This window comes from Marinobacter sp. E2 (genome assembly GCF_055755345.1).
In genome coordinates this window covers 3,240,220-3,255,866 of the sequence record NZ_CM146911.1, presented here as the reverse complement: position 1 = coordinate 3,255,866, position 15,647 = coordinate 3,240,220, and the positions used below count along the sequence as shown (strand labels likewise).

Sequence of the window (15,647 nt, the reverse complement as noted above, 5' to 3'; positions counted from 1 at the left end):
TATAGTTCGCCCTCCCTCGGGTATGGGAATTGTTATGCGTCGCAGGATCGTAGCCGGAAACTGGAAAATGAACGGGTCGAAGGACCTGGCAAAGTCTCTGGTCGGCGATGTTCGATCTGAGGCCGGTTCTCTTGCTAATGGCGTTGAGGTTGTTATTATTCCTCCCGCGCTTTACGTCGCAGATGTGGCGTCCCTGGCAGCTGCCGATCTGAAAGTTGGCGTGCAGAATGTGTCCCAGTGGTCTTCCGGGGCCTACACCGGGGAAGTTTCCGCTGAAATGGCGGCCGATCTGGGATGCCAGTATGTTCTGGCCGGTCACTCGGAGCGTCGCCAGCTCTTCGGCGAAACAGACGACGTGGTTGCCCGCAAGGTGGAGCGTATTCTCGCCTGTGGTTTGTTCGCCATGGTGTGTGTTGGCGAAACCCTGGAAGAGCGGGATGCAGGTGATGCCGAAGCCGTCGTTGCGGCTCAGGTTCGCAAGGCCCTGGCTGATGTAGAGTCAACCCAGTGGGAGCGCGTCGTCGTGGCCTATGAGCCGGTCTGGGCCATCGGCACCGGCAAGACCGCCACCGCGGGCGATGCCCAGGCAATGCACGCTGCCATCCGCAAAGTGCTCGCCGACATGGGTGCGCCGGCTGAAGACATTTCCCTCCTTTACGGGGGCAGTGTAAAAGCGGATAATGCTGCCGCTCTTTTTGCCGAGCCGGATATCGACGGCGGTTTGATCGGCGGAGCGTCACTGGTAGCGGAAGATTTTGTAAGTATCTGCCGTAGTGTTCCGGCGGGTCACTGAATTTAAAGGTTCGCGAGAGTCGTTATGGATTGGGTAGAAACGCTGGTAGTCGTTTTGCACGTGGTCATCGCGGTGGCGCTGGTGGGTCTGGTGCTGATCCAGCAGGGCAAGGGTGCCGATGCCGGTGCGGCGTTTGGTGGCGGCGCGTCCCAGACAGTTTTTGGTAGTCAGGGTAGCGGCAGCTTCCTGACCCGTGTCACCACGTTGCTTGCTGTGGTGTTTTTCGTAACAAGTTTTACGCTGGCGATTTTTGCCAAGCAGCGCGCCGAGGTGGCCGGTGAGGCCGGTATCCCGGTGGTTCAGGAGTCCGCTCCGGCGGCTCCGTCCGAAGGCGCTGCCAGTGGTGGCGACGCCGCCAGCGAGTCCGAGGGCGGGGAGTCTGATCTTCCCGAACTCGAGTAAGAATGTTGCCCGGGTGGTGAAACTGGTAGACACGCTATCTTGAGGGGGTAGTGGCGAAAGCCGTGCCGGTTCGAGTCCGGCCCCGGGCACCATATTCAGAAAAACGGCTTGGATTTCCCAGGCCGTTTTTTTTGGTCAGTCCTTGACCAGTCTGCCTGGCGTCTCTATACTCCGGCGGATATTGGGACCTGCCGGATTGGTTGTTCAGTGGCAGGTTTCTGGCAGGCCAGGTGTCTGTCAGCGGGAAGCGATGTATCGGAAGGCTTCCTGCGAGTTCTTGCAACAAAAGGCCCCACTGATCGGGGCTTTTTGATTAAGGGGCCTGGCGCAAAGGGCCCTGGTGCATAAAAAGGGCTGATAAAACAGCCCTTTTTTTGTTTTTGGGGTCGGTAAAACAGATAACGGAGATGGCGAAACTTGTCAGCCAAGCTTAAGCAACTGGAAGACATCCTTCAGCCCGTTGTAGAGGGTCTGGGGTATGAGTTCTGGGGCATTGAATTCCGGTCGCAGGGCCATCATTCCCTGTTGCGGGTGTTTATCGACGATGCCGAAAACGGCATCGGTATCGACGACTGCGAGAAAGTCAGTCGCCAGATCAGCGGTGTGATGGATGTGGAAGATCCCATCCAGACCGAATACACGCTCGAGGTCTCATCCCCGGGGATGGATCGCCCGCTGTTTCGTCTTGAGCAATACCAGGCCTTTGTCGGTCACCAGGTGCAAATCCGTCTGCGCATGGCCTTTGAGGGGCGGCGGAAGTTTCAGGGCCTGATCAAAGGCGTTGAAGGTGACGAGGTAGTAGTGGTTGTGGATGACCACGAGTATCTGCTGCCGTTCGACAGCATCGAAAAAGCGCACATTGTGCCGGTATTTGAATGAACGATTTGAACAAGTCCGTGGACGCACAGTTGAATTTAAGGGCAGGGCAATCCAATGAGTAAAGAGATCTTGCTGGTGGTTGAATCCGTCTCGAACGAGAAAGGCGTCGAGAAGGATGTGATTTTCGAGGCGATCGAGCTGGCACTGGCCACCGCTGCCAAGAAACGTTTCGAAGACGAAGAAGCCGATATCCGGGTTGCCATTGATCGGAAGACTGGCGAGTATGAAACCTTCCGTCGTTGGCTGGTCGTCGATAATGACGCGGTTCCGGCCCTGGGCACGGAGCTCACGCTGCAGGAGGCGGAAGAGATTGATCCTTCCCTGAAGCCCGGCGACATCCACGAAGAGAAGATTGAGTCCGAGGCCTTTGGCCGGATTGGCGCCCAGGCCGCCAAGCAGATCATCTTCCAGAAAGTCCGTGAAGCCGAGCGCAGCAAGATCGTAGACAGCTACCGCGATCGCGTGGGCGAGCTGGTGTCAGGTACCGTCAAGAAAGTCACCCGCGACAACGTGATTGTCGACCTGGGTGCCAACGCCGAGGCGCTGCTGCCCCGGGAGCACCTGATCCCGCGGGAAACCTTCCGCATGGGTGACCGGGTGCGCTCGCTGCTGCTGGAGATCCGTACCGATCACCGTGGCCCGCAGCTGATCCTCAGCCGGACCGCGCCGCAGATGCTGATCGAGCTGTTCCGTATCGAAGTGCCCGAAATTGCAGAAGAACTGATCGAAATCCGCGGTGCCGCGCGGGATCCGGGCTCACGGGCCAAGATTGCGGTCAAGACCAATGATCGCCGGATCGATCCGGTTGGTGCCTGTGTTGGTATGCGTGGTTCGCGCGTCCAGGCCGTCTCCAATGAGCTCGGTGGTGAGCGCGTTGATATTGTGCTGTGGGATGACAACCCGGCCCAGCTGGTGATCAACGCCATGGCACCGGCGGAAGTGGCGTCGATCGTGATGGACGAAGACCGGCACACCATGGAAGTGGCCGTGGCGGAAGACAACCTGGCCCAGGCCATCGGCCGTAACGGGCAGAACGTGCGCCTGGCCACCGACCTGACCGGCTGGACCCTGAACGTGATGACCGAGGAAGAAGCCGGCGAGCGTCAGGAGCAGGAGTACAACCAGTTGGTTGAACACTTCACCAGCAACCTCGACGTGGACGAGGAGTTCGCCGGTGTATTGATTGAAGAAGGCTTCACCTCCATTGAAGAGGTGGCCTACGTACCCATGGAAGAAATGCTGGCGATTGACGGCTTTGATGAGGAAACCGTCACCGAACTGCGTCGCCGCGCCAAGGACGTTCTGCTGAACCAGGCTCTGGCCAGTGAGGAAGCGCTGGAAGGCGCCGAGCCGGCAGACGATCTTCTGGGTATGGATGGCATGGACCGTGGCCTGGCCTTCAAGCTGGCCGGCATGGGTGTGCGCACCATGGAAGATCTGGCAGAGCAGTCGGTTGACGACCTGCTCGAGATTGAAGGTATGGATGAAGAGCGTGCCGGTCAGTTGATCATGACCGCACGTGCCCCCTGGTTTGAAGACCAGGCTTAATTCGGGAGGAGGACCAGTATGGCTGAAGTAACGGTAAAACAACTGGCCGAAGATGTAGGCGCTCCCGTGGATCGTTTGCTGAAGCAGATCGTGGAAGCCGGCCTGAAGGCCCGCTCCGAGAATGACTCTGTGTCCAGCGATGAGAAGCAGCAGTTGCTGGCCTATTTGAGAAAAACCCACGGTGAGGCTGATGCCGAGCCGCGCAAGATTACCCTGAAGCGCAAGACCACCACGACGCTCAAGGCTGGCAAGGCCAAGACCGTTAACGTAGAGGTTCGCAAGCGCCGCACCTATATCAAGCGGGCGGAACTGCAGCCGGAAGCGGAAGCGCCCAAGCCGGAAGAAGCGGCCGCAGCGCCGCAGCCCGAGCAGGCGCCTGCCGAGGAAGCGCCAAAGGTCGCAGCCGAGACATCACAGCAGCCGGAAGCGCAAGCGCCGGAGGCCGACGAGACCAAGGCCCAGGAAGCGGCTGCCGAGAAGCCGGCGGACAAGGCCGAGCCGAAGAAAGCGGCAGAGCCGGAGCCAGAGCCCGTGCCTGCGCCGGAGGACATGCCGATACCGCCGCCTGAAGGCGAAGGTAAGGACCGTAAGCCGAAGAAAAAGAAAGAAAAAGTTCGCGAGCGCGGCGACGAAATCGAGGAGGGCAAGCCGAAGAAGAAGCAGGCTGGCCATCGTGGTCCTCGCAGTCGCCCGGTTGAAGAGCCGATGGTGATCTCGGAAGACGAAGAAGAGACCACGCTCAGAAAACCGCTGCGTGCGAAAAAGAAACCCAAAGAGAAGCGTCATGGCTTCGAGAGGCCGACCAAACCAATGGTCAGAGAAGTAGAGATTCCGGAAACGATTACCGTCGGTGATCTGGCCCAGCGTATGGCCGTCAAGGCGGCGGACGTTATCAAGACCCTGATGGGCATGGGCGTCATGACCACCATCAACCAGCCCCTGGACCAGGAAACCGCGGTGCTGGTCACCGAGGAACTGGGCCACAAGGCCAAGACGGTCAGTGAAGATGCGTTCGAGGAAGAGGTTCTGAGCGAGCTCTCCTTCGAGGGCGGCGAGAAGACCAAGCGGGCGCCGGTGGTGAGCGTGATGGGTCACGTTGACCACGGTAAAACCTCGCTGCTGGACTACATTCGTCGCACCAAGGTTGCCTCTGGCGAATCCGGCGGTATTACCCAGCACATCGGTGCCTATCACGTGGAAACCGATCACGGCATGGTGTCCTTCCTGGATACCCCTGGCCACGCGGCCTTTACCGCCATGCGTGCCCGCGGTGCCCAGTGTACCGACATTGTAATCCTGGTAGTGGCCGCCGATGACGGTGTGATGCCCCAGACCAAGGAAGCCGTTGACCACGCCCGGTCCGCAGGTGTGCCCATCGTTGTTGCCATTAACAAGATGGACAAGGAAGAGGCTGATCCTGATCGCGTGAAAACCGAGTTGGCCGGCATGGAAGTCATCCCGGAAGACTGGGGCGGCGACGTGCAGTTCGTACCGGTTTCCGCACACACTGGCCAGGGCATTGATGATCTGCTCGAGGCGGTTCTGCTGCAGGCAGAGGTCCTGGAGCTCGAGGCGGCGGCTGATGCACCTGCCAAAGGCGTGGTGGTCGAGTCCAGCCTGGAGCGCGGTCGTGGTTCCGTGGCTACCGTGCTGGTTCAGAACGGTACCCTGCGCCAGGGCGACATGGTGGTAGCCGGTTCCTACTTCGGTAAGGTCCGGGCCATGACCGATGAAGCCGGAAAGCAGGTGAAGGAAGCCGGCCCGTCGATTCCGGTTGAGATTCTCGGCCTGAACGGTACGCCGGACGCCGGTGACGAATTCTTCGCCGTGGCCGACGAGAAGAAGGCCAAAGAGCTGGCCGAATTCCGCCAGAGCCGCGAGCGCGAGCAGCGCCTGCAGCGTCAGCAGGCGGCCAAGCTTGAGAACCTGTTCGAAAACATGGGCAAGGACGAGGTCAAGACCCTCAATGTGGTTCTGAAGACCGACGTTCGTGGTTCCCTTGAAGCCATCACCAAGGCTCTGCAGGACCTCGGCAACGACGAAGTCCAGGTCAAGATCGTGTCTTCCGGTGTTGGCGGTATTGCCGAGACCGACGTCAGTCTGGCCATGGCTACCAATGCCGTTATTTTCGGCTTTAACGTGCGTGCCGATACCGCAGCCAAGAAGCTGGTGGAACAGGAAGGTCTGGATCTGCGCTACTACAGCATCATCTATAACCTGATTGATGATGTGAAGGCCGCCCTGACCGGTATGCTGGCACCGGAGTTCCGCGAGGACATCGTTGGTATTGCCGACGTTCGCGATGTCTTCCGCTCACCCAAGTTTGGCCAGGTGGCCGGCTGTATGGTGGTGGAAGGTACCGTGTACCGGAACAAGCCGATTCGCGTTCTGCGAGACAACGTGGTGATCTTTGAGGGCGAGCTGGAATCCCTGCGTCGCTTCAAGGATGACGTTGCCGAAGTCCGCAACGGTATGGAATGCGGTATCGGTGTGAAAGGCTACGACGTGAAGGTCGGCGACCAGATCGAGGTGTTCGATCGCGTGCGGGTCGAGCGCAAGCTCGAGTCCACCGGCGCTTGATGCAGCCAAGGTTAAAGGTAGCCTGATGCCAAGAGAGTTCAGTCGTATTGATCGCATCGGCGATCAGATGCAACGGGAACTGGCCCAGCTCATCCAGCGGGAAGTGAAAGACCCGCGGGTGGGCATGGTCACGGTGAACGCGGTCAAGGTCAGTCGTGACCTTGGCTACGCGGACATCTACGTCTCCCTGTTGTCTACCGAGGAGCTGACCGAGGACTCACCGGAGGTGAAGGAATCGATCAGCGTTCTCAACAAGGCGTCCGGTTTCCTGCGCGGCCAGGTCGGCCGTGCCATGAAGCTCCGGGTGGTGCCGCACCTGCGGTTTCACTTCGACACGCTGCAGGGCTACAGCCGGAAGATGGACAGCCTGATTCGCGAGGCCGTTGGTGAGAAGCCGGCGGTGGATCGCGATGACGATGACACCGACCACCAGGACGATCCGGAGCGTAACGCTTGAGTCGCAGACGCAAGGGCCGTGACGTCAACGGGATTCTGGTGATCGACAAGCCCCAGGGTGTCACCTCCAATGGCATCCTGCAGCAGGTCAAGCGCCTGTTCGGCGCCGCCAAGGCTGGCCACACCGGTGCCCTTGATCCGCTGGCCACCGGGGTGCTGCCGCTGTGTTTCGGGGAGGCCACCAAGTTTTCCCAGATGATGCTCGACAGCGACAAGGCGTATATTGCCACCGCGAAACTGGGTGTTCGCACCGAAACTGGTGATAGTGAAGGGGCAGTGGTGGCTGAAAAGCCGGTGCCCGCAGGCCTCACCGCTGAAACGCTGGAGCCGGTGCTGGACCGCTTCCGGGGTGATATTCAGCAGGTACCCTCCATGTATTCTGCCCTCAAGCACCAGGGGCGACCACTCTACGAGTACGCCCGCGAGGGTATCGAAGTCGAGCGTCCGGCGCGGCCCGTGACTATCTATGAGCTCACGCTGCTGGATGTTCGCGAGAGCGAGGTGGATATCGCCGTGAGCTGTACCAAGGGTACGTACATTCGCTCACTGGTTGAGGATATCGGCGAAGCCCTGGGCTGCGGTGCCCATGTGACGGCACTGCGCCGGACCATGGCCTCCGGGTTTACCCTCGCTAACGCTCACCCTGTAGAGCAGCTGGAGGCCATGCGGGAGCGGGGCGAGAGTCTCGATGGCCTGCTGGTGGCGCCCGATGCCGCGCTGTCCATGTTCCCCGAGCACGCTCTGGCGGGGCCGGCGCTGGTATCGATATTGAACGGACAACCGGTTAGAATACCGGGTCAGGCCTATGACGGCTTCGTTCGGCTCTACGCACAGGAGAGCGCGAACGGCAGCTTCGTGGGGCTGGCAGAAGCATTCCCGGACGGTGAGCAGACCAAACTGGTCCCTCGCCGACTGGTGAAGAGCAGCGGAAGGCGCTAGCCGCTCCGTTGTTTAGCCGGGCTGTAGAGATGCGCGGTTCGGCCGTATTCGAAAGCATCGCAAACTATGAGGTGAGTTATGGCACTGTCTGCCAATGAGAAAGCACAGATCGTAAAGGATTTTCAGCAAGGTGACGGCGATACCGGTTCCCCTGAAGTTCAGGTGGCACTGCTCAGCGCCAACATCAACAAGCTGCAGGATCACTTCAAGGCCAACAAGCAGGATCACCATTCCCGCCGCGGCCTGATCCGGATGGTTAACCAGCGTCGTAAGCTGCTGGACTACCTCAAGCGCAAGAACGCCGACCGTTACCTGGAACTGATCCAGCGTCTGGGTCTGCGTCGCTGATCCGGGGCTTCGCGACCTGAGGGCTTCACCGGCGTAGCCAGTGGAAGCCGTCAACGGGCAGATCCGGACGCCGGATCTGCCCGTTGTGCTTGTCTCACACTGCAGTTGAATGATCCGTGATACCGAAGGGTTCCCTGTCGTAACGGAAAGCCGAACTTGATAGCAGGTTGTTGAAAAACCCGGGCCCGGCGGCCTCTGGACTGCCGCCCTTCAGACCGGGGTTTTGCAACAGCCTGTTAGCTTTCAGACGGGTTGGCTTTCGGATCACAGCACGTTCTCTGCAGCCTATCGGTTCTGCCGGCATGGGCCGGAAGAATCAATCAATCTGGAAAAGAGAAACCAGGAGTTTGTTGTGGATCTGAAACCTTTCAAGAAATCGTTCGAGCTCGGCGGCAAGACCGTTACGCTGGAAACCGGCCGTATTGCGCGCCAGGCTACCGGTTCGGTACTGGTGACCGTTGATGATATTTCCGTGCTCGGTACTGTGGTTGGCGCCAAGGAAGCCAAGCCGGGCCAGCCGTTCTTCCCGCTGACCGTTAACTACTTCGAGAAGACTTACGCCGTGGGCAAGATCCCGGGTGGCTTCTTCAAGCGCGAAGGTCGTCCTTCCGAAAAGGAAACCCTGACCTCCCGCCTGATTGACCGTCCGATTCGTCCGCTGTTCCCGAACGGCTTCATGAACGAAGTCCAGGTGATCACCACGGTCATGTCCTCCAGCAAGAACCAGGATCCGGACATTGCCGCCATGCTGGCCGCCTCTGCGGCGCTGGCCATTTCCGGCATTCCGTTCGATGGTCCCATCGGCGCGTCCCGTGTCGGTTACACCAACGAGCGTGGCTACTTCCTGAACCCGACCTTCGAAGAGCTCGAAACCTCCCTGCTGGACATGGTGGTTGCCGGTACCGAAGACGCGGTACTGATGGTTGAGTCCGAGGCCAAAGGCCTGACCGAAGACCAGATGCTGGGCGCCGTACTGTACGGTCACCAGGAAATGCAGACCGCGGTTACCGCGATCAAGGAATTTGCCGCTGAAATCGGCAAGCCGCGTTGGGACTGGCAGCCAGAGCCGGAGAACACCGAGCTGCTGAATGCCATCAAGGCGGAGTTCGCCGGTGCCATTGAGGAGGCCTATGGCATCCGTGACAAGATGGCCCGTTACGAGCGTCTGGGCGAAGTGAAAGCCGCGGCTGTTGAGAAGCTGGCCGGCGACGAGGAAGGCCAGCCTTCCGAAGACGAAGTTAAGAAGTACTTCGGCAAGATCGAGAAGAGTGTGGTTCGCCAGCAGGTGATTGATGGCAAGCCCCGGATCGACGGTCGCGACAACAAGACCGTGCGTCCGATCGAGATCGAAGTGGGTGTCCTGCCCAGCGTTCACGGTTCCGCCCTGTTTACCCGTGGCGAAACCCAGGCCATCGTGACCACCACCCTGGGTACCTCCCGGGACGTGCAGATCATTGATGCCCTGGAAGGTGAGCGCAAGGACCCGTTCCTGTTCCACTACAACTTCCCTCCGTACTCGGTTGGTGAAGCTGGACGCGTTGGTTCCCCGGGTCGTCGCGAAGTGGGCCACGGTCGTCTGGCCAAGCGTGGTGTGCTGGCGGTTATGCCGACCCTGGAAGAGTTCCCGTACGCCATCCGTGCGGTGTCCGAGATCACTGAATCCAACGGTTCCAGCTCCATGGCTTCCGTGTGTGGCTCCAGCCTGGCACTGATGGACGCCGGCGTGCCCATCAAGGCGCCGGTGGCCGGTATTGCCATGGGTCTGGTTAAGGAAGGCGACAAGTTCGCGGTTCTGACCGACATCCTGGGTGACGAAGATCACCTGGGCGACATGGACTTCAAGGTTGCCGGTACCAAAGAGGGCGTTACTGCCCTGCAGATGGACATCAAGATCAACGGTATCACCGACGAGATCATGGAAATCGCCCTGGAGCAGGCCCATGAAGCCCGTCTGCACATCCTGGGCGAGATGAACAAGGTTATCTCCGAGCCGCGCGCCGAGCTGTCGGCCCGTGCTCCGAGCATCACCACCATCAAGATCAACCCGGAGAAGATCCGCGACGTGATCGGCAAGGGCGGTTCCACCATCCGTGCCATTTGCGACGAGACCGGTGCCTCCATCGATCTGGACGACGACGGCAATGTGAAGATCTACGCCGACAACCAGGAATCTGCCCAGGCGGCGGTGAACCGGGTGAAGGAGATCACTGCGGAGATCGAAGTTGGCGCCATCTACAAGGGCCGCGTCGAGCGCATCGTGGACTTCGGTGCCTTCGTCAACATCCTGCCTGGCAAGGACGGTCTGGTGCACATTTCCCAGATCTCTGATCGCCGCATCGAGAACGTGACTGACGAGCTGAGCGAAGGTCAGGAGGTTCTGGTGAAGGTGCTGGATGTGGACAACCGTGGTCGCGTAAAGCTGTCCATGAAGGAAATCAAGGAAGGCGATCAGCCGACCGATTTCTCTGCCTGATCGTATTTGGGCTTAATAAAAACCCGCCTTTCCTCTGGATTGGCGGGTTTTTTGTTTTGGCTTGGGTGGAAGCGGCTGCCGGGACAGGCTTTTCAAAACACGCTACAAGCACATCCCTGTGCGCTTGAATCGGGCCATCCATGGCCCTCTACAGTTTTGAAAAGCCTGTCCCGGCAGCCGCCCGTGCCTCACAGATAACCGCTGTAGGTCGGATTAGCCAAAGGCGTAATCCGACAAAACCATGATTTTAATCTCCACCTTTCATAAACCGAATCATCTCTTTCTGATACCCTGGAATCACAAACGTCGCTCCATGGGGCGTATCCGTCTGCAAAAACTCCTTGGGCTCTTCCGCGGCTTCGTACAATGCCTTCCCATGATGAAACGGAATAATCCCGTCCCGTACGCTGTGAATCACCATCACAGGAACCGGGCTGATCCGGGGAATATGATCCACGCCCTCGTAATCGTCGGGGATGGTCCAGCTCAGGGGAATCTGTAATGGCCAGGTTAGCCAGAATTCACCCAGTTTCTCCCGGGCGATTCTGCGGAAGCCGGAGAAGGTGCCGTCCAGGATGACGCCGTCCAGGCGGGGTTGTTCCTGGCGTTGGGTCCATTCGCTGGCCAGGGCGATGCCCAGGCCGCCCCCGAGGCTCTGGCCGAGGATGTAGAGTGGCCGGTTCTTCACTTCGGATTTTTCAGCCAGCCAGCGCAGGCCGGTTTCGACATCGTGCAGGGCGCCTTCGAGGTTCGGGTCGCCGGTGGACTGGCCGTAGCCACGGTAGTCGATGGTGAAGACGTTGTAGCCCTCTTCCGGGAGCCAGGACACGTTGAGGATATGGCTGCTGATGTTCTGGGCGTTGCCGTGGAGGAAGTAGACGGTGCCCAGGGCCTCGCTACCCGGAGCTTCGGCGGGCAGCCACCAGCCGTGGAGGGTCTCGCCGTCGGGGGTGTCGAGGTAGACGTCCTCGTAAGCCAGGTTCAGGCGGTCCGGGGTGATGTAGGTGGCCCGGTCCGGGTAGAAGAACAGGCTGCTGCAGCCGGGCAGCAGCAGGATAGCGCAAAGGAGCCCGGTGAGCCGGGCTGCGGGGTTTAGAAGTAGGCGTGGAGTCCGGCTTGCCATAGGCTCTGGTACCTGTCGTAGTGCTCTTCCCGGGTGAATCTGGCAAACAGGCTGAAGTCGCGGCCCAGATGCCAGTTGGCGTCGGCGTACAGCTGGTCCTGGCGGTGCTGGCTGCTGACAATCCAGGCTTTGGTTTTCACGCCGGCCAGCAGGCTGAAGCGGTTGTTCTGGTGGAGCAGGCCGATGTCGGCGCCTGGTGCGGCGTCGTACCCGCGGCGCAGGTCGTCGTCGATTTCCAGGTCAGCGGTGGCCAGGGCAAAGGCCTGGGTCCGGTCGCCCAGGCCCCAGCTGCCGCCGGCGCCTCCCTCAAGGTACGGGGTGAGCACCCGATCGGTGCCGGTATCGGTTCGCCGACCGCCGAAACCCACCTGCCAAGACAGCGGTGAGAAAAATGCGTTGCGGGGGCTCAGGGAGCGGATTTCCACGCCGGTCAGCTGTTCCAGTTGCAGCTCGTTGTTGTCCGTGTAAAGACGGGCATCCACTCTGAGGAACTGCAGCTGGGCACCACTGCGGTACCCGGCCGGTGGGTCCAGCACGTCGTGGTAAGCGGGGCGCACGGTGAGCTGGGTAAATTCCCGATGCGCCAGCTGCCCGGCGCCCAGGCTCAGACGAAAGGTGTCGTGGCCCTGATCATCCCGAACGGCCGGTTCGGGGGGGGCTTCCGGTGGGGCGACGCCGTTGATCCGGCTGCGCTCCCGAAGCAGGTCATGGGAGAGTGGGGCGGCGATCTCCCGGGGCCAGCCGTCAGCTTCGCTCTTGTAGCGCACGTAGTCGTAGGTGGCATCCAGAACGTGGGCGCGTTCCCCTGGGGGCAACGAACGGACCTCCGGGGCGTCGGCGGCCACATACCCGTTGGCAATGGCGGCGGCGAGGGTCTGGTGATCGTCGGGCAGGGTGTCGAGGCTGTAGGCCACAGAGGTGGCTGCCGAGGGGCGATAATAAACCTCGCTTACCAGGTTGCGATCCACCACCCAGCGTACCGTGTCAGAGGGTATGGCGTGAGTGTTCACTTCGCTCAGAAGGTCTGTGCCCGGCCGGGCAATGTCGATCAGGGCCAGCAGGCGATAGGCGCAGTTTTCGTCGAAGAAATAGTAATCGAAGTTACGGTCACGGATTTCCCAGGCGTGGGCAATCATCATGTCCACTTCGCTCTGGGTCAGGTTCAGCTTGTACTCCCAGAGATCCCGATGTTCGATGTCTGAATAAAGCCGGATTTTCTCGTAATAGGGCTGGATGGTAGTGATGCCCGGATAGCCGCCAAAGATGCCCTTGTAGGCAAACAGGATCTCGCTGTCGTGGGCGGCGGCGTCGGCGGCATAAGAGATGGTGTTGGCCAACAGCAGGTTGGTCTCCTCATCCTCCTGGGGTGGATCCAGGCGCAGGAATGTGTGGCCAAACATCGACGATGGGCTGTTCAGGTAGGACGCCGCAAACACAAGGGTGACGGTTTCGGTGTTCAGCGTGTCCGACCACTCCTGGTAGCCAGGGCAACGGATGTCGGGCAGCGACAGGTTCAGCTTCTGCTGGAGCCACTGGGTCCTGGCAGGAAACCGGCAGCGGGCATGGTTGTCGCCGCCGCCGGGCTGGCGGACGGCGGTCAGGGTTGCCTGCAGTTCGGCTTTCGGCGAGTGCTTGCCCTGGTCGCTCAGGAAAAAGTCCGGATCGTCCGCCTGGCTGGTGTAGCCGTCGCCGAAGGCCTCGGGCTGATAGTGAACCAGCGTCAGCCAGGCCGGATCAAGGTGGAGTTCGTTGTGTTGATTGGCGGGTGTCGCCTGGGTTGGCAGGCTGACTGCGAGCCAGATCAGGACCGGCCCAATGCGAAGCATGTTGCCCATGAAATGTGCTGCATCCGGGGGTTGAACGGTGTCGGGGGTGGAGCGATGCGCCGTCCCTGGCGCATGAGCGCATCCTTTCAGTTTGCCTGTATCAGGCCGCTACGTATTTGCTGAGTGATTCGTTCTTCTCCAGCAGGGCGACAATGGCGTCAACCGCTTCGCCTGAGGTGGTTTCAGAACTCGGGAAAATGGCAGCGAAGTTGTCCTGCAGCACCTTACGGAAGGTGTCGCGGTCCGCTTCGTCAACACCCAGCAGCACGGCCAGGGTGTCCAGGTTTTCACCGGAACCGCGGGACATGTCGCGGGCGACCTTGTCGATGTTGCTGTCCATGTACATGGCCATGGACTGGACGGCCTGGTTAGTCTGGCAGCCGAGGGTGCCTGTGGTCATGCCAAAGGTCTGGTTACCAAAGGTACCGTTGGTGGTTGCAGCCAGAACGTGGGGGGCAATACCGGACTGTCCTTTCCAGATCATGGCGCCTACGCCACAGCCAGGCTGAGCAAAGGCCATGGAGGAAGCACCCAGAAGAATTGCACCTGCGATCAGTTTTTTCATTATCCACTCCTTTCTGTGGTTTGTAGCTGTCGTCGCAAAACACCATGCAGCCACGATGAAGCCGTCATGGTGAGAACGGCCCTGACTGGTCTTTGTGGAGACAGGATGACCGTTGTCCTGAGTATAGTTGATATCCTGCCAGTGCAAGGCGAAAACTGGGTGAGTATTTGATTTTTCCAAGAAAAAAGCCGGAACATGTCGCCATGTACCGGCTATTTCCCTTCGCACTAATGTGCTATCGAGCCTAGCCGCCCAGGTAGGCGTTCTGCACGTCCGGGTTGGCAAGCAGGTTCTTGCCGGTGTCGTGCAGCCGGATCTTCCCGGTTTCCAGAACATAGCCCCGGTCGGCGAGGTTCAGCGCCTGGTGTGCGTTCTGCTCAACCAGGAACACGGTGATGCCCTCGTCCCGGAGCTGGCCGATGATTTCGAAAATCTGCTTGATCACCAGCGGCGCCAACCCCAGGGAAGGCTCGTCCAGGATGATCATGCGGGGCTTGCTCATCAGGGCCCGGCCAATGGCCAGCATCTGCTGTTCGCCACCCGACATGGTGCCCGCACGCTGGTGTTCACGCTCCTTGAGGCGGGGGAACAGGTCGTAGACGTGCTCAATGCTCTTGCGAATCTCCGCCTTGGTGTTGAAGAAGCCCCCCATGTGGAGGTTTTCTTCAACCGTCAGGCCGGAAAAGATCCGGCGGCCCTCCGGTACGATGGAAATGCCGGAGCGCATGATCTGCGCGGTGGGTTCACTGGTAATCTCCCGGCCTTCTAGGAAAATGCGCCCGGAACTGGCCTGCGGATTGCCGCACACGGTCATCAGCAGGGTGGTCTTGCCGGCGCCGTTGGCACCGATGAGTGAGACGATCTCACCCTTTTTGACCTCAACGGAGACGCCGTGCAAGGCCTCGATCTTGCCGTAGTGGGTATGGACATCTTCAAGTACTAGCATGGTTTTACCTCAGGCCTCGCCCAGATAGGCTTTGATCACGTCGTCGTTCTGGCGGATTTCCTCCGGCGTACCACTGGCTAGGGGGCGACCCTGGTTGATCACGTTGATACGGTCGGAGATGTCCATCACCAGGCTCATGTCGTGCTCAATCAGCACCACGGAAACGTTGTAGTCCTCCTTCAGGCTGACAATCAGCTGGTTGAGGTCTTTGGTTTCCGCCGGGTTAAGGCCCGCTGCCGGCTCGTCCAGCATCAGGAGTTTCGGTTCGGTGACCATGCAGCGCGCGATTTCCAGGCGCCGTTGCTGGCCGTAGGCCAGGTTGCCAGCCTCCCTGTTGGCCAGGTCCAGCAGACCGACCCGCTCCAGCCAGTAGGCGGCACGGTCCAGGGACTTGTTCTCCCGGGTCCGGTAATCGGGCGTTTTGAGCAACCCCGCAATCAGGTTGGTGTTCAGGTGTCGATGCTGGGCCACCAGCAGGTTCTCCACCACCGTCATCTGGCTGAACAGACGGACGTGCTGGAAGGTGCGCACCATGCCCAGGCGGGAGATCTTGTAATCGGGCTTGCCCTGGACTTCGTTGCCCTCGAACAGGATTTTTCCGCCCGTGGGTTTGTAGAAACCACTCATGCAGTTGAACACGGTGGTCTTGCCGGCCCCGTTGGGGCCGATAATGGAAACGATTTCCCGTTCCTGTACGTCCAGAGACACCTGGTCTACGGCAAGCAGGCCGCCAAAGCGCATGGACAGATTCTGTACTTCAAGCATCGCC

The 15,647-nt window shown here is 60.0% G+C and carries 14 protein-coding genes and 1 tRNA gene; 10 read left to right on the top strand and 5 right to left on the bottom strand.

Going from position 1 to position 15,647, the window contains the following annotated elements; all coding sequences use genetic code 11:
• Window positions 1–34: 34 nt before the first annotated feature.
• The 10 genes from tpiA (at window position 35) to pnp (ending at window position 10,418) form a co-directional block, all read left to right on the top strand.
• A complete protein-coding gene (gene tpiA / locus AC0J1C_RS14870; RefSeq protein ID WP_375192644.1) occupies window positions 35–793 on the top strand; it encodes a triose-phosphate isomerase in 759 nt (252 codons plus the stop codon).
• Window positions 794–817: 24 nt separating this feature from the next.
• Window positions 818–1,195 carry a preprotein translocase subunit SecG gene (secG, locus tag AC0J1C_RS14865; RefSeq protein ID WP_091987900.1) on the top strand — a complete coding sequence of 126 codons (378 nt, stop codon included), beginning with the start codon at window positions 818–820 and terminating at the stop codon, window positions 1,193–1,195.
• A 7-nt stretch (window positions 1,196–1,202) separates the two neighbouring features.
• Window positions 1,203–1,287 (top strand) — tRNA-Leu (locus AC0J1C_RS14860).
• Window positions 1,288–1,612: 325 nt separating this feature from the next.
• Window positions 1,613–2,074 (top strand): ribosome maturation factor RimP, encoded by a 462-nt coding sequence (rimP, locus tag AC0J1C_RS14855; protein WP_473044553.1) that lies wholly within the window; start codon window positions 1,613–1,615, stop codon window positions 2,072–2,074.
• 54 nt (window positions 2,075–2,128) lie between these two features.
• Window positions 2,129–3,622, top strand: coding sequence for a transcription termination factor NusA (nusA, locus tag AC0J1C_RS14850; protein ID WP_473044552.1), 1,494 nt, complete (start codon window positions 2,129–2,131; stop codon window positions 3,620–3,622).
• A gap of 18 nt (window positions 3,623–3,640) precedes the next feature.
• A complete protein-coding gene (infB, locus tag AC0J1C_RS14845) occupies window positions 3,641–6,202 on the top strand; it encodes a translation initiation factor IF-2 (RefSeq protein WP_473044551.1) in 2,562 nt (853 codons plus the stop codon).
• Between the two features lie 25 nt (window positions 6,203–6,227).
• Window positions 6,228–6,659, top strand: coding sequence for a 30S ribosome-binding factor RbfA (gene rbfA, locus AC0J1C_RS14840; protein WP_473044550.1), 432 nt, complete (start codon window positions 6,228–6,230; stop codon window positions 6,657–6,659).
• On the top strand, window positions 6,656–7,597 hold the full coding sequence (gene truB / locus AC0J1C_RS14835; RefSeq protein WP_473044549.1) for a tRNA pseudouridine(55) synthase TruB: 942 nt from the start codon (window positions 6,656–6,658) through the stop codon (window positions 7,595–7,597). The genes rbfA and truB overlap by 4 nt, the downstream gene beginning before the upstream one ends.
• A 78-nt stretch (window positions 7,598–7,675) precedes the next feature.
• Window positions 7,676–7,945, top strand: coding sequence for a 30S ribosomal protein S15 (rpsO, locus tag AC0J1C_RS14830; protein ID WP_008171539.1), 270 nt, complete (start codon window positions 7,676–7,678; stop codon window positions 7,943–7,945).
• Between the two features lie 358 nt (window positions 7,946–8,303).
• Entirely contained in the window at window positions 8,304–10,418 is a 2,115-nt protein-coding gene (gene pnp / locus AC0J1C_RS14825) for a polyribonucleotide nucleotidyltransferase (protein WP_473046565.1), read from the top strand.
• Between the two features lie 247 nt (window positions 10,419–10,665).
• On the opposite strand, the gene AC0J1C_RS14820 is transcribed toward pnp, so the two are convergent.
• From AC0J1C_RS14820 to livG, 5 genes are all read right to left on the bottom strand, one after another.
• Complete coding sequence (locus AC0J1C_RS14820) at window positions 10,666–11,541, bottom strand: alpha/beta hydrolase (protein ID WP_473044547.1); 876 nt, start codon at window positions 11,539–11,541, stop codon at window positions 10,666–10,668.
• Complete coding sequence (locus AC0J1C_RS14815) at window positions 11,511–13,376, bottom strand: Lnb N-terminal periplasmic domain-containing protein (protein ID WP_473044546.1); 1,866 nt, start codon at window positions 13,374–13,376, stop codon at window positions 11,511–11,513. The genes AC0J1C_RS14820 and AC0J1C_RS14815 overlap by 31 nt, the downstream gene beginning before the upstream one ends.
• Window positions 13,377–13,467: 91 nt before the next feature.
• The gene (locus AC0J1C_RS14810) at window positions 13,468–13,932 is read right to left on the bottom strand and encodes a DUF3015 domain-containing protein (RefSeq protein ID WP_375192635.1); all 465 of its coding nucleotides are present in this window, start codon (window positions 13,930–13,932) and stop codon (window positions 13,468–13,470) included.
• Between the two features lie 244 nt (window positions 13,933–14,176).
• Window positions 14,177–14,878 carry an ABC transporter ATP-binding protein gene (locus AC0J1C_RS14805; RefSeq protein WP_473044545.1) on the bottom strand — a complete coding sequence of 234 codons (702 nt, stop codon included), beginning with the start codon at window positions 14,876–14,878 and terminating at the stop codon, window positions 14,177–14,179.
• A gap of 9 nt (window positions 14,879–14,887) precedes the next feature.
• Entirely contained in the window at window positions 14,888–15,643 is a 756-nt protein-coding gene (gene livG, locus AC0J1C_RS14800) for a high-affinity branched-chain amino acid ABC transporter ATP-binding protein LivG (RefSeq protein WP_091987872.1), read from the bottom strand.
• Window positions 15,644–15,647: the final 4 nt, after the last annotated feature.

Excerpts from the sequence above, each read along its gene's own strand:
- AC0J1C_RS14820 (WP_473044547.1), bottom strand. The coding sequence starts at position 11,541 with ATGGCAAGCCGGACTCCACGCCTACTTCTAAACCCCGCAGCCCGGCTC.
- tpiA (WP_375192644.1), top strand. The coding sequence starts at position 35 with ATGCGTCGCAGGATCGTAGCCGGAAACTGGAAAATGAACGGGTCGAAG.
- AC0J1C_RS14810 (WP_375192635.1), bottom strand. The coding sequence starts at position 13,932 with ATGAAAAAACTGATCGCAGGTGCAATTCTTCTGGGTGCTTCCTCCATG.
- nusA (WP_473044552.1), top strand. The coding sequence starts at position 2,129 with ATGAGTAAAGAGATCTTGCTGGTGGTTGAATCCGTCTCGAACGAGAAA.
- AC0J1C_RS14815 (WP_473044546.1), bottom strand. The coding sequence starts at position 13,376 with ATGGGCAACATGCTTCGCATTGGGCCGGTCCTGATCTGGCTCGCAGTC.
- rpsO (WP_008171539.1), top strand. The coding sequence starts at position 7,676 with ATGGCACTGTCTGCCAATGAGAAAGCACAGATCGTAAAGGATTTTCAG.
- AC0J1C_RS14805 (WP_473044545.1), bottom strand. The coding sequence starts at position 14,878 with ATGCTAGTACTTGAAGATGTCCATACCCACTACGGCAAGATCGAGGCC.
- infB (WP_473044551.1), top strand. The coding sequence starts at position 3,641 with ATGGCTGAAGTAACGGTAAAACAACTGGCCGAAGATGTAGGCGCTCCC.
- secG (WP_091987900.1), top strand. The coding sequence starts at position 818 with ATGGATTGGGTAGAAACGCTGGTAGTCGTTTTGCACGTGGTCATCGCG.
- rbfA (WP_473044550.1), top strand. The coding sequence starts at position 6,228 with ATGCCAAGAGAGTTCAGTCGTATTGATCGCATCGGCGATCAGATGCAA.
- livG (WP_091987872.1), bottom strand. The coding sequence starts at position 15,643 with ATGCTTGAAGTACAGAATCTGTCCATGCGCTTTGGCGGCCTGCTTGCC.